Source organism: Sphingobacterium sp. Lzh-3 (assembly GCF_046764375.1).
Taxonomy (GTDB): domain Bacteria; phylum Bacteroidota; class Bacteroidia; order Sphingobacteriales; family Sphingobacteriaceae; genus Sphingobacterium.
Window position 1 is genome coordinate 5,872,221 of sequence record NZ_CP177226.1, and the last position, 13,719, is coordinate 5,885,939.

Annotated in this window: 11 protein-coding genes; 3 read left to right on the top strand and 8 right to left on the bottom strand. The window is 40.6% G+C overall.

Going from position 1 to position 13,719, the window contains the following annotated elements; translation table 11 throughout:
• Window positions 1-3: 3 nt before the first annotated feature.
• Window positions 4-1,695 (top strand): HEPN domain-containing protein, encoded by a 1,692-nt coding sequence (locus ACLCDV_RS24565; RefSeq protein ID WP_411972471.1) that lies wholly within the window; start codon window positions 4-6, stop codon window positions 1,693-1,695.
• A 47-nt stretch (window positions 1,696-1,742) separates the two neighbouring features.
• Here the strand turns inward: ACLCDV_RS24565 and ACLCDV_RS24570 are convergent, their stop codons facing one another.
• The 3 genes from ACLCDV_RS24570 to ACLCDV_RS24580 all read right to left on the bottom strand — a co-directional run bounded on the left by ACLCDV_RS24570 (window position 1,743) and on the right by ACLCDV_RS24580 (window position 5,773).
• The gene (locus ACLCDV_RS24570) at window positions 1,743-2,861 is read right to left on the bottom strand and encodes an ATP-binding protein (RefSeq protein ID WP_343570842.1); all 1,119 of its coding nucleotides are present in this window, start codon (window positions 2,859-2,861) and stop codon (window positions 1,743-1,745) included.
• Window positions 2,862-3,481: 620 nt separating this feature from the next.
• Entirely contained in the window at window positions 3,482-4,120 is a 639-nt protein-coding gene (locus tag ACLCDV_RS24575; protein WP_411972472.1) for an NAD-dependent epimerase/dehydratase family protein, read from the bottom strand.
• 75 nt (window positions 4,121-4,195) lie between these two features.
• Window positions 4,196-5,773, bottom strand: coding sequence for a Na+/H+ antiporter (locus tag ACLCDV_RS24580; protein WP_411972473.1), 1,578 nt, complete (start codon window positions 5,771-5,773; stop codon window positions 4,196-4,198).
• A gap of 173 nt (window positions 5,774-5,946) precedes the next feature.
• On the opposite strand from ACLCDV_RS24580, the gene ACLCDV_RS24585 reads away from it, so the two are divergent.
• Complete coding sequence (locus ACLCDV_RS24585) at window positions 5,947-6,318, top strand: hypothetical protein (RefSeq protein ID WP_201667071.1); 372 nt, start codon at window positions 5,947-5,949, stop codon at window positions 6,316-6,318.
• 2 nt (window positions 6,319-6,320) lie between these two features.
• Window positions 6,321-7,736 (top strand): PLP-dependent aminotransferase family protein, encoded by a 1,416-nt coding sequence (locus ACLCDV_RS24590; protein WP_201667070.1) that lies wholly within the window; start codon window positions 6,321-6,323, stop codon window positions 7,734-7,736.
• Between the two features lie 231 nt (window positions 7,737-7,967).
• Here ACLCDV_RS24590 and ACLCDV_RS24595 read toward each other — a convergent pair whose 3' ends face one another.
• The 5 genes from ACLCDV_RS24595 to ACLCDV_RS24615 form a co-directional block, all read right to left on the bottom strand.
• Window positions 7,968-9,611 carry a PepSY-associated TM helix domain-containing protein gene (locus tag ACLCDV_RS24595; protein ID WP_411972474.1) on the bottom strand — a complete coding sequence of 548 codons (1,644 nt, stop codon included), beginning with the start codon at window positions 9,609-9,611 and terminating at the stop codon, window positions 7,968-7,970.
• 6 nt (window positions 9,612-9,617) lie between these two features.
• Entirely contained in the window at window positions 9,618-9,896 is a 279-nt protein-coding gene (locus ACLCDV_RS24600; protein ID WP_201667068.1) for a hypothetical protein, read from the bottom strand.
• A gap of 10 nt (window positions 9,897-9,906) precedes the next feature.
• The gene (locus ACLCDV_RS24605; RefSeq protein WP_411972475.1) at window positions 9,907-10,239 is read right to left on the bottom strand and encodes a hypothetical protein; all 333 of its coding nucleotides are present in this window, start codon (window positions 10,237-10,239) and stop codon (window positions 9,907-9,909) included.
• A gap of 29 nt (window positions 10,240-10,268) precedes the next feature.
• On the bottom strand, window positions 10,269-12,686 hold the full coding sequence (locus ACLCDV_RS24610) for a TonB-dependent siderophore receptor (protein WP_411972476.1): 2,418 nt from the start codon (window positions 12,684-12,686) through the stop codon (window positions 10,269-10,271).
• A gap of 125 nt (window positions 12,687-12,811) precedes the next feature.
• Entirely contained in the window at window positions 12,812-13,528 is a 717-nt protein-coding gene (locus ACLCDV_RS24615) for a DUF4198 domain-containing protein (protein ID WP_411972477.1), read from the bottom strand.
• Window positions 13,529-13,719 lie beyond the last annotated feature (191 nt).

Here is a 13,719-nt window from a genome sequence, read left to right on the forward strand (position 1 = left end):
ATTATGAACACCGATATTAACCCTATTATCGAGGCAATCCTCCGTGCCGTTGCTGTCGATGAAATCTACCATTGGACTTTTGACCACGATGGCAAAAAGTATCAGATGTTACAAGTCAATCTTACGTCAAATGCCGGAATTCGATTTTCCGATGCAAACAGTCTGATAAACAAAACCGTTGGTTCCTATCCCAATGTGTATATCAATGTGAACTTCACCCACGAAATACAACAAAAAATAAATCAAGGTTTAGGCCGAGCCTATCTTATTTGTCAACCTGAAAACCGCATTTATCAGAATCCTGTGCAAGACATCCCCCTTGTCTTACCAAATAATAAAAGTGACGAAGTCATCGAAAAAACACGGACATATATCGATAAGGAAAAGGGCAAAATTCGATCTTTTATAGATGGCTACAATTTCTATTTCGAACATAAAAATTATGCACACGCGGCATTCATGCTACATCAAGCGTTAGAACTTGCATTTAGAACAGCAGAAAATATCCTCGTCGTTGAAGATAAAAAGTCCCATTCGCTAAAAAACCATATAAACTATCTCAAAGCTTTCGACGATCGCCTCGGCACATTAGCTGATAACATGGAAAACAAACAAGCGTTGGAAAAAATCAACAAAGCTTACATTGACTATCGATATCACTTTGACTATTTTATCGATGAAGATGTATTAGAAACAGCCTATCAAATTGCTATCAATACATTAAACTGGATCTACGATTATTCCAATCTTTTATTCGAAGAAATCAAGTCAAAACTTAACCCAGTCCCAGTTGCTAACAACGAAGTTGAAAATTGCAAAAATAACAATGAAATATACAAACAAAACTATTGTAACGCCAATTATCGAGACCTCATTTTAAACGCTATAGAGCGCTATTGCACGCCTGCGCTGGTAGTATGTTTCGGATATGATTCTGATCATCACCACTATCAGAATGCGCTCCGAAGGGCAAAAAATGATTGCATCACGCATAACTATTATATTTTTGTCGTTTATGATACTTTAAACGCCGAGATCAATAATCTGCCCCAACTCATTACGGATTTGCTCCCCAACAATGTATCGCTTACGCTCGCCCTTGAAAACACCACCACTTTCAGCAAACAGCTTTCAAAGGGTCATCCCTTTTTTCTTTCACTCCTGAAAGCCGGTGACATCTGGTTTCAGAATCCATCAATAGCAAATATCGATCTGGAAAGTATCGTTGCCCCACAGCTCGATCTTGAATATGTACATCAACAGTGGAAGACGCGCTATAATAATGCGCGCACATTATATTTACCCTACGAGGAAGACTGGTCGTCAATAAGCATCGAGGCCACATATTATATGCTATCGCAAGCGTTGGAGCAGGTTTGTCTCGGCGTAATCAATTCCGTCATCCAATACAAACCGCAACGTGTCAACCTGACTTTTCTAATGACACTCTGCAAATTGATAGTCCCTGATGCCTACGCAACATTCTGCCTTGACCATGAGGAACATTTCGCCGCTTTTAAGAATATTACGGAAGCACAGCAGCAATTTAGGTACAATGCAAATTACAAAGGAGATCCACTAACCATCCTAAGATTGCAGGAACTCACCAAAACGTTTATCGAAAAATGTAACAATGAGATGGAAATCTATTTTGAGAAGATTTCCAGCCAACAGCTGGTCGAACAAGTTGAATAAAAGAGATTATTAAAAACAGAAGCCTGAGCACCATGATTCAAATGCTATCAAAGACCAATAAACGCTCTAAAATTATCCTTTGAGATTACCTGAACATCTGCACTATAGGCTTCTACAAAATTTGATGGTATTTTTGCTTTCGCCTTAGGATTCCATTTAAATTCGTAGCCAGTTATTTTACCATCCGCTTCTTCTACGTAATCAATTTCTTGCTGCTGTTTAGTGCGCCAAAAGTACTTATTAATAAAACGCCGGCTATAACTGTTATGTTTTAAGCGTTCTGAAATCAAAAAGTTCTCCCAAAGGGCACCCACATCATCTCTTAATTCAATTGGATTAAAGTTTTGTATCACAGCATTGCGGATTCCGTTGTCATAAAAATATATCTTTCGATTTGTCTTTATTTCATTACGCAGGTTTCGGCTAAACGATGTCAGGGGAAATATAATGTAAGAAATTTCCAAGAGATGGATATAATTAGACACGGTGTTTTTATCAACTCCTGTCAGCTGGGCAATTTCATTATAACTTACTTCAGATCCGATTTGAAAAGCTAAAGCTTGAAGAATCTTTTCTAGAACTTCTGGCTTTTTGATATTCGCCAAGGCTAAAATATCCCGATATAAATAACTTTGAGAAATCTCATTGAGGACTTCCCGCTCTTCACCGCGACTAGTTATCGATTCTGGGTAAAATCCATAAACCAATCTAGTTTCCAAATCGCCTTCAGCATTGAGAAAGCCAGTATTATTCTCATATTCGGCATAGGAAATTGGAAATAGATTGAACTCTCTCTTACGTCCTGTCAATGGCTCATGTGTATGCGTTTTCAGCTCAAGAGCCGAGGATCCGCTTAGAATAAGTTGTACATCTTTAAATTGGTCGTGTATAATTTTTGCCGTTAAACCAATATTTTCGATGCGCTGTGCTTCATCAATAAATACCACTTTAGCTTGACCAATAATCGTTTCAATCTCTTTTGTATTAGGGTTGTTTAGATAAGTCCTTATCAAGGGATCATCTCCATCCAAAAACAAATAATCGCCACCAGAGAGTATATCTTTGATCAGTGTAGTTTTACCTACTTGCCGCGGACCAATTAATAGGATAGTTTTTCCTTTAAAAAGTGCTTGCTCCAAATTATTTTTGATTAATCGCTCTATCATAACCCATTTTATATTCACCAAAAGTAATGCTTTTTAGTGAGTATATTCACCAAAAAGCATTACTTTTGGTGAATTGAAATTTTATAAGACTTTTTTATAAATATAATATTGCTTTAAATGCGATTGAATCCACAAAAAATCCATCAGTGAAGTCTTTAAGAATTCCGCCAAACATTTATCGAAAGTGTAACAGCGAAATGGAAATTTATTTTTAAAAGATTTCAGTTCAGCAGCTGCTTGCACAAGTTGAATAGAAAGCATATTACAAACTAGTAGTCCCAACTATAATTATGTCAAATAATTTGCAAATAATCGGAATTATTCCGGTTATTATACAAATATTTAACAAAATGGAGATTAACCAGTCGTTAGAAAATTACGCAGAAACAACTATTACACGACAAATAGATTTGTTCATTCAGCCAATTTATATATAACGGAAACGTCCTCGGCTTTTTTTATAAAATTAAAAATGGCTGACCAATTATTTTTTCCAAAAAATCAACTATCAGAAATCACTGAATTCAACGTTTTCCTGCAGCAACTTTGCCAGCGCCTTCAAATAGACTATCGGGAAGAACTAAACTGGCAATGGGCATAGCCATAACATCCCGCACGCTTTAAGCCAAAGCGCGAATATCTTTAACCTCCAATATATTCTTAACACCATCGCTTTCCACTGCATGTATCATCGCCCTTCCGACCTCATGCAAGGATAGTACTGCCGAAGGGGCAAAAAACTTAATGATTTTGGCCACAAAAGCAAAAGGATTGGCATGCTTTTGCCCTGCAACAGTCGTCATTGCCCCCGGTCTAAAGTTATACTCCTTTTTGAACGGTAATTTGGCCAGATCATTCTCTCTCTTACCCTTAACCCTAGCCCACATCACCTTGCCTTGCTCCGTACTATCGGTGCTTCCGCCGGACACATAAATAAAACTGATCTCCGGATTAATTTCCAGCAGGGACTTTGCAAAAGCCAGTGTCGTATCATACGTAATATAACGGTACTTATCTTCTTTCATTCCCACAGAACTCACGCCAGCACAGTAAAAACAGGCATCATACCCTGCAATCGCATCTCTAAATAGCGAGAGTTTAGTAAAGTCTTCAACCAAAAGTTCCTTCAATTTAGGATGTTGAATGGCCGCGGTACGACGCGAAATGCTCAACACAGCTGTTACCTTATCGTTTTGGAGGCATTCCAGCAAAACGCCTTCGCCAACCATTCCGGTGGCTCCTGTTATGATTACTTTCATATTTTATCCTGGCTCCTTTGGAGCCTTTAGTTATACAAGTATTATTCTCGTCGGTCGCTTTACACAACTACATGGTTAGATCCGCCGCAATCGCTCTTCTTCCAAGTCGAGTTGATATAACTGCGAACGAACAATCCCCTCATCAATGGTCGACTCACAGTTTAGCTTCTGAAGATACTCCCGCTGCACATCCAAAAGCTCCATAAATATCACTTTCGTTTTTTCGTTCATCCAGGAATCATCCGCCGCATTCACCTTTTCCTCCCAATGTTTCAAAATACGGTCCATAACATCGCGATTGTGCAGCTCTTTCTCATGTTTATCTTTTAGAAATTGGTAAACATGATGTTTTAACCCTTGCTTCATGCGCGTACGGACCTGCTCTTCAGGCTCTTCTTCAAAAGTTTCAAATAGTCTGGTTCTTTTGATCAAGTAGGGTAAGGTAAGCCCTTGTATCAAGAGCGTGGATAAGATCACCACAAAGGTGATAAATAAGATCAGGTTTCGCTGCGGAACAGCCACACCGTTCATAACGACAGGAATGGACAATGCTGCTGCCAGTGATACAACCCCGCGCATGCCAGTCCAGCCCAACAAAAGGGGCATTAGAAAACGCTGTTTGAGGGACCGTGACCTTGGAGCGACAGCAGGACGGAAAATTAGGGTAGCAATCATAGCCGCATACGAGCTGATGATACGGGCAAGAATCAATACTGCCGTTACCAAAAGACCGTACCCGATGGCTTCCCGCAGTGAAGTTCCATTGGATCGCAGACCGTCAACAATCTCCGGAAGATCCAATCCAATAATAAAAAATACAATACCATTTAGAATAAATACAAAGCTCTCCCAGACACTCAGACCACGTACCCGACTTGTACTATTGAGAAATGTCAACCGCTGACCGGACATCAAAAGACCTCCAGCAACAACAGCCAACACACCTGAACTATGGAATTGCTCTGCAATCCAATACATAAAGTAGGGTTCAATCAAGGTAAGTGCAATGTCCGACGGTGCATCGGTCGGTAGACGTTTGTGTGCCTGTATAAAGAACCAACCCAATAACAGGCCAATACCCACACCACCGACAAGCATCCAGATAAAGGATACCGCAGCTTGTCCCCATACAAATTGCCCTGTCCCAACGGCAATAAGGGCAAAACGGACAATGATCAAGGAAGAAGCATCATTTAATAGACTTTCGCCTTCCAAGATAGCAGAAGTGGCTTTGGGAACTTTTACAAATTTCATAATCGCCCCCGTACTGACGGCATCCGGCGGTGATACTATGCCCCCCAGCAGAAAACCCAGCGCTAATGTAAACCCCGGTATATAATAATTGGCAACTACGGCAACGGAAAGTGCGGTAAAGAATACAACCAAGAAGGCAAAACTCCCTATAATGCGCCACCATTTCTTCATCTCCTTAAACGAAATAGACCAAGAGGCCTCAAAGAGCAGTGGTGGTAGAAAAATGAGGAAGATGACATCCGGATCAATTGTCACTACGGGCAAAGTGGGAATAAAACTGATCAATAGCCCCGCCAGAACCAAGAGAATGGGATAGGCTATCCGTAGTTTGGTGGCCCACATTTCGATCAATACGATGATCGCGATCATCGCGATAAATAACGGAAACAAGCTATGCATACGAGTTCATAATTTATGGATCCAGAGATATCCTTTTCCTAGTGTAAAGATCTCAAATGGAAATTAAAAAAACTCATGGTCATCTTATTTTTTTCTGTACCCTTATTTTAACAACACTCTGTACCTAAACAGCATCCTGTACCCTTCTTAAATTAGCAAAAAGATTTATTCTTATGGCGACAACTGCAAATCAACCGTATCTGATCAGACAAGTGGATCTTTCTGATTTAGCGCTTATCAAAGAAATACTCAACAAAAAACAACTGGATACAGACTCGATAGGCATGCCTTTTATGGCACTCGATCAATGTAATCAATTAACAGCTTTTTCGTCCGTAACAATCTGCAAAAAAAATCTGTTATCGATCGAAATTACCTACGAAGCTCCTATTTCGGACACGCTCTCCAAAGTATTCACGGAAAAAGCACAATCCTTCTTCGAGCACCAGTTGATTGACCTATTTGGTTCGGAAGAATTGCTCAGAAAAGGAATTCACCGATATAACGACTGGTTAAATCAAAACAGAAACAGTAAATTAGCATAAGCATGGAGCAGCAACTGTTATATAAGAAAATAGCCAATATTGTTGAGAGCCAGATCAAAAATGGCTCTTTGGTCTATGGAGATCGTTTGCCCTCTGTCCGGAGCGCTCAGAAGCTATACAATGTAAGTTTAAATACAGCAAAAAGCGCCTATATGGAATTAGAGAGTAGATCTCTCATTGAATCACGACCAAAATCAGGCTATTTTGTTAGCCGGTCGGGGCTTCGTCGGATGGCTATTCCGTCTATTTCCACGTTTAAAATAGACGAAAAAAAACAAGATCCTGCAGCATTGATCGATAAAGTTTTTCACTCCCTGGAAGACAAGGAAATTACACGCTTTTCACTGGGTTTACCCAGTGCATCATTACTTCCGATTCAGAAACTCAATCGATGCATTATAGAGTCGGTTCATGAACTGCATGATTACGGTGATCAATACGGACAGGTACAGGGAAGTCCAAGCTTGCGAAAAGAAATTGCCAAATGGTCATTGGTACTTGAAGGAAAAATAAGTGACGAGGATCTTATTATCACATCGGGTGCCATGAATGCGATCTACAGCTGCCTTCGGGCTGTCACTAAGCCCGGCGACACCATCGCGGTGGAAAGCCCCCTTTATTTTGGTTTTATTCAGGCCTTTCAATTACTGGGTCTCAAAACCATCGAGATTCCGACCCACCCTATTACGGGAATTGAATTAGATGCCCTGAAAAAAGTTATTCATAAAATTGATGTCTGTTGCTTCGTTACCAATTTTAGCAATCCATTGGGCGCGCTCATGCCCGATGAGCATAAAAAGGAACTGGTCAAACTGCTCGCCCATCACCATATTCCATTGATTGAAGACGACCTGTATGGAAACATCTATTTCGGTTCGTCACGGCCCAAGCCATGCAAATATTTTGATGAAGAGGGACTGGTGATGTGGTGTGGATCATTTACCAAAGTATTGGCGCCAAGTTTTCGGCTCGGATGGGTTGAACCCGGGCAATACAAGGATAAGATCCTAAAACAAAAACTCATACAGACGATTTCGCAGCCTGCAATTTATCAAGAGGCGGTTTCCAAATTCTTACAGATCGGCAGGTACGACCATCACCTCAATAGCTTCAGAAAAAAACTGTACAGCAATTATATCAATTTCAGAAACAGCATTGAGGCCCATTTTCCAGAAAACACAAAAATGTCACAGCCTGAGGGTGGGTTTGTGCTTTGGCTAGAGATGGACCCTAAAATAGACTCAACCCTGCTCTACGATTATGCCCTAAGGCAAAAGTTGAGTTTTGCTCCAGGAAGGATGTTTACACAGCACGATCAGTTTAAGAATTGTATTCGGCTCAACTATGCCGTGGACTGGAACGAAAAGACTGCACAGGATCTGATGCGCCTTGGGCGATTTTTCAAAGCCGTACGCTAAGAAAGCCGTACTCCAAGTAAATCAATCCCAGTCTATTTCATCAACCTGAATGGGAGAAGGAAAATCATTGGGACCTTCTTTGGAAAAATTACCACTTTTCCATCAAGGATCAACATCGCATCAAAGATTTTTCCCAAGCCTTACCCTATAAACGTTCCAAGGGCACCTTGTGAGCACCCTTGGAATTAAAAAACGAAGTGTACTTACTTCGCAGAGAGAAAAGAATCTTTGTTAACGAATAGTCTCAAAGAATTTTTTAGTCTTGTTATAGGCGATTATACCGATGATACCGATCATAAGCCATAAAAAGTCTACGACAAAAATATCACGTTGTCCATTGCGAAATGTATCCCAGATCCAGTTACCAGTTATAAAACCATTGACTAGTGGTATAAAAAATGCCAGGATACTTCCGACCAGCAAGGTTTCGCGATTGGTTCTTCGGATGCTTCTCCTGATAATATAATACAGTGAAAATACGAGCCAACTATAGAAGTACACACGGTAAATAAAATCTTGGTTAACCTCTGGGCTCAATTTAATAGCAATAAAAGTCAATGCTGTGACAGGCAACATGGTCAGACATATTGCCGTGAATATATTTGCCGCCCAGAAATTGAATTTCCGTTTTCGTGGAATTACATTGTTTTTGTCACGTGCTACCAACCAGATTAATATACCTGAGATAATGACCAGACAGCCCATAACTCCTAAAATAAAGTATACCATCTTAAGCGGATAACCGCCATAATCACCATAATGCAGACGGTATAAAAGACTGCGGACACCATCGGCATAGGTAGCATCACTGATCGGGGATTTTTCGGCCACAATTTTATTGTCGATAGCTCGCACAGACAATATACCGGATCCAGCAAAGCTCTTATTAAACTGCGGCTCCAGCTCCATGACAACATGCATATTGGAATCTGCATAGTTTTTGATCGTAATGCGCTGAAAATCGGATTCAGGCCATTTATATTTTGCCAGATCCAAAAATGGAGCGATCTTAATGTCTGCCTTTAAAGGTTTGTAGGTATAAGGAAAATCGGTCTCGGCACTAACCCCCATCTCCTGATACATTTTTTGTTGATCACCCTCATACAACAACTTGCTCAGCGGCAAAGCCAGGACAGAGTTAATGATCAAAAACGTACCTGTTACCGCAAAGATAAATTGAAATGGAAAACCGATAACACCCAATGCCGTATGCATATCGGTCCATACCGTTTTCCATTTACTGAACGGTCTGAACACGAAAAAATTTGAGACGATCTTGTCCCAATGCAGCAATAATCCTGTAATAAGAGCAAATAAGAAAATAAAAGCGGTAATTCCAGCAATAAGATAACCAAAGGGAGCTATACCTACCCTAATGGGTACCTGATTGAGCTGAGCCATGAAGTGTAAGCGAAACAGAAATTCACCCATATCGTAATTCTGTGTATAGTCACCTGACTTCTTATTTGCAAAATTATAGGTAAAGTTCTTTGAATCATCATCGCCACCTCTTCTTCGGCCCTTCTTTTTTGCTGCTTTCTGTTCTGGCGTTACCTTCGCTAGATTTTCTTTATTTAAGAGACTGTCATTGGATGCACTAAGCCCAACATAAGCGGAGGTTCCTTCCCGGTGCATATAAAAAGTGATATCGCGTCCATTCAAATTTGTTTGTCCTTTGAGTGAGTCGAGCAAACGATCAAAGTTTTGGTGATCTTCGCGATAGGTCTTATAGGACGTATTATTCTGCCAGGCAGCAATTTCATTCCTAAAAAATGCAAATGATCCCGCAAAAAATATCACATACAGGATGGCGCAAATAATAATGCCACTAATGGTATGCGTATTGAAATAGATATTATAATTTCGGTTATTCATGGTCAATTACATGTTGAAAAAATAAGGCAGCGAAAAAACTGCAGCCAAGAGTAAATATAGTCCCCATATTTTCCATCCGTTCTTTGCAAGGAAAGCAAACAGTAAGAGTACTGCCCATAGGAGATAGCCCGTGAAGCAAGCCGTAACAACAACATCCTTTTTCTCAAAAATATGTGTGACCAAGACGTGAAAAGAGAGCATGACAACATAACCACCGATAAATCCGGCTGTAATTTTCAGGAACCGTTGAAAGGGCGTACTAAGGTATTTTTTATTAGCAGGCATATTTTATCGGTTAGGAAATCAATAATTCAACACAAAGGCTAAATACATACAACCCCACAATTGGGTATAATTTGAAATAGCGATAAGGATTCAATAGGACCACAAGACACATCATGCACATGAAATAGGCAAAAAAAGCAAAAAAGCCGGCGCCAAATCCTTGCATATAGAGAACGGCGCCAAATGGAAAGAGCAGCAGCAATATGCTCAAAATGCGCACAAACTTAGTTTGTGCGCACAGTTTTTCCAGCCATTGTGGCCTAGGGCCAAATTTCACCTTTTTGCTCGTGTTGTAAAAAAGGTATACTCCAAAGAGGATAACGACTAGTAATGTACTATACATCAGTTCTATAATTTATCGAGATCGTTTATTTAAAACTTATAGGTAACCCCCATACGGAAATTACGTCTAGCTTCGACGATATAGGAATAATAATCCACACCACCGAGCTTCTGAACTGCCGCGCTTGCTTTGGAGATCGATCCAGCAGTCAGCAATTTGCGGTTGTCCAACACATTATTGATTACGACCGAAATGGCATACTTCCCTTTTTGATAGCTGATGCCTGCATCTGTACGCAGATAATTCTTGAAATTACTTTCTTTTGTAGTCCCAACTGCACGGTCAAACATTCCCTGAACACTCCCCATAAAGCCAAGTCCACGCACTTTCCCATCCTGAATACGATAGGATACAAATGCATTGGCTGTATGTTTGGCCGTATTCGGAGTGATATTACCAATATTTTCTTCTTTGGTATCTTTGGAGATCTTTGAATCTGTCAAGGCATAATTTGCATTCACATTTAGCCCCTTAATAATTTCACCGGTGACATCAAATTCGATACCCTTACTTCTGGTCTCTCCCAATTGGGTCTGGAATGACACACCATTAACGACGTGGCTCGGATCGGGGTCAGCTACCAGCGCATTTTTACGGGCAATAGTGTAGGCACTTAACGTGGAGATCCATTTTCCGCCCATCCATTCTTTCTTTATACCCGCTTCTAAATCATTTCCGCGTATTGGTTTGAAAGCATTACCTTCCCAGTCGGTACCAGCGACAGGAACAAAAGATTGATCAAACAAGCCATAAATACTCATGGATTTATCGATCGAATAGCTCAACCCTACCCTCGGCGTAAATGCTTTATCGGTTCTGTCAGCTACAGACGTTTTTCCTATGGTCTCATTAATTGTATAGCGTAAGCCAAGCGATAAACGCAATTTCTCTTCCAGGAAGGCCAATTCATCATGCGCGTAGAATGACATATAGTTTGTTGAAGTCACGTAATTGCTACCGCCCGCACGGACCTTTACACTCTGCGAACGATCCAGCGTAGGGAATACATTGCCTGGAATACCGTATTTAGGATCATAGACGTTGAGCGAAGCTGAAGGAATCGAATCTAAAATCGTTCTAAAATCGCCCCAGAACTTCTTATTTCCATAGTCGGCACCGATTAAAATCCGATGACGAACACTTCCGGTATATTCTTCTCCGTTTAAAGAAACCTGACCAAAACTATTTTCACCGTGTTCGTCGGCAATACTGTAATAACGTGGCATATCGCCATTGGCTTTCATGTAATTCAGCCATGTACTTGTGGCTTTCATATCAAAATTGAAATAGGCCATCTGTGCATGCAATTTCCAATTATCGTTTAGTTTGCGGTCCAGATAAATATAGGCACTATGGTCTTTTAGTTTTCCGGGCTCCATGGAAGGATCGCCATAGAAGAAGTCATTGGCAATACCCGGATCGGCAAATCCTTTGGGTGAGAACGTATAATTACCATTTGATAGGTAGGTAGACCCTTGGTAGGTGTATTCAAATGTTAAGTTCGTCAAAGAATCTACTTTATAGGTAACCACTGGCGCTATAACAAGCCGGTTACTGTAATTATATTTTGTAAAAAAGTCTTTTTGTTGACCAGCTACATTCAGACGATAAAGTAGCTTGCCATCTTTCCGCAATTTACCGTCCAGGTCAACGGCAGCACGATACGTACTAAAACTACCTGTATTCAGCGTCACAGATCCCTTGGTATTTCCTGTCGGTTTTTTAGTCACAACATTATAGAACCCTCCTGGTTCGCCATTGGCTAACATAAATCCAGCAGGCCCCTTTACAAATTCGATCCGTTCGATCATACTTGCATCTTCGGCTGTAGGCCCCCAAGAAGCTTCGATATTCATCCCATTACGGAATGCTGGGATCTTAGAGCCACGCATGCGTATATTGGCATACTGGTTGTCCCAATGGCCTTGACGTGTAGCGCCACTGACATTACGTGTAATACCGTCAACAATGTCGAAAACCTGTTGATCGGCCATTAAATCAGACGAAATAACCTGTATATTTTGAGGCAACTCCAAGATTGGTGTTTTAAGACGTAACGATCCGGAGATACTGTCAAACTTATAATGCTCATAGTATTTACCATAAACCGCAACTTCGTCGATAGCTTGCGATTGGTCTTTTAAGATGATGGGACCAAGGTTTGTCACCTCATCTTTTACGTTCACTTCCATCGTGTGCTTGCCGTAACCGATCGCTTTAATCTCGATATGATAGGTTTTGGATGAAAGCTTATGAAAAGCGAAATGCCCCGCACTATCGGTGCTGGTGGTCACACCCGTATTGGTCAATTTTACTGTTGCCCCTGTGATCGGTTCAGATTTTTCATTGATAAGAATTCCTTCAATTATTTTGTTCGTCTGTGCCTGTGCAACAGAAAAAAATGAACTAATCACAGGAATAGCTAAAAAGGATAAAGTTTGATTCATGAATGTAGTGTGGTAGATGTTTTTTATAGTAGACATCTTTTAGATATTCTTTTTTGCAAGGGTCCATTGGTGTTTCCATTGTTTCAGATGGACCCTTTATTATTTTGTCTGCGCTGTACCTGCAATTATTTGATGGTAATAAAAGTCGTACTTCCCTGCCATGCCGAAGCATAGGGTTTCCCTTCATGTTCACCGGCTGTCTCCGCAAAGGTACTTGCTTCCAAAACGTATGGGCCCGACCAGATTGCATCAAATGTCAGGATACCATTCTCGTCGGCAACAAACTCTTTTCCCCAACCTGTAGCAGAAAAAACAGAAACTTTGGCCTGAGGCACAACTTTGCCGAAGCTGGTGATCTTTGCTTGTACGCTTTGTCCTTTTTTTGCGTTAGCCGCACCAAGCAACTCAATCTGCAATGGATTGTTTACGCCCTTATAATCAAGTGTTGCAGACTTTCCTACGACAACAGGGACTAAGGAAGAAAATTCATACTTCGTTTTGCCGCCGAGATCTTTAGCTGCTTTAACAATAGACAGAAAATAGGTTCCTGCTGCTGTAGGTTGAAATGAACCGCTAAAGTGATCGCCTTTATTTGTCAACTGAAGTTTGATGGGTTCCTTTCCCGGAGCATGCAACATTAATGAGAAGTCCTTCACGTCGGAGTACCATTTGTCGACCTGATCTCTTTCATTCGTTGCAAACTCACCGTAATATACCTTGACTTCATGGGATTGGTTTAACGTCCCATAAGAAGATGATTCAATCCAAAGGGCATGTGCATGACTGGTATGACTACACAGTAATACCGCAAGAAATGTAAAAAATGAAATTAAAATTTTCATAATATGTTGATTGATGTTTAGTTTTCTTCAACTTATTATGGGAGAATTTGCTGGTTTAAGCGAGCTCTACAACGAATAAGACAATAAAATTCGTTATCTTGCAAGTTCTTCCATATCGTATATCGGGAGTAACTGACACAGCGTGCTGTTCAGTCTTCTACATCCAGTTGCCGCTGTATGTAGATTTACGC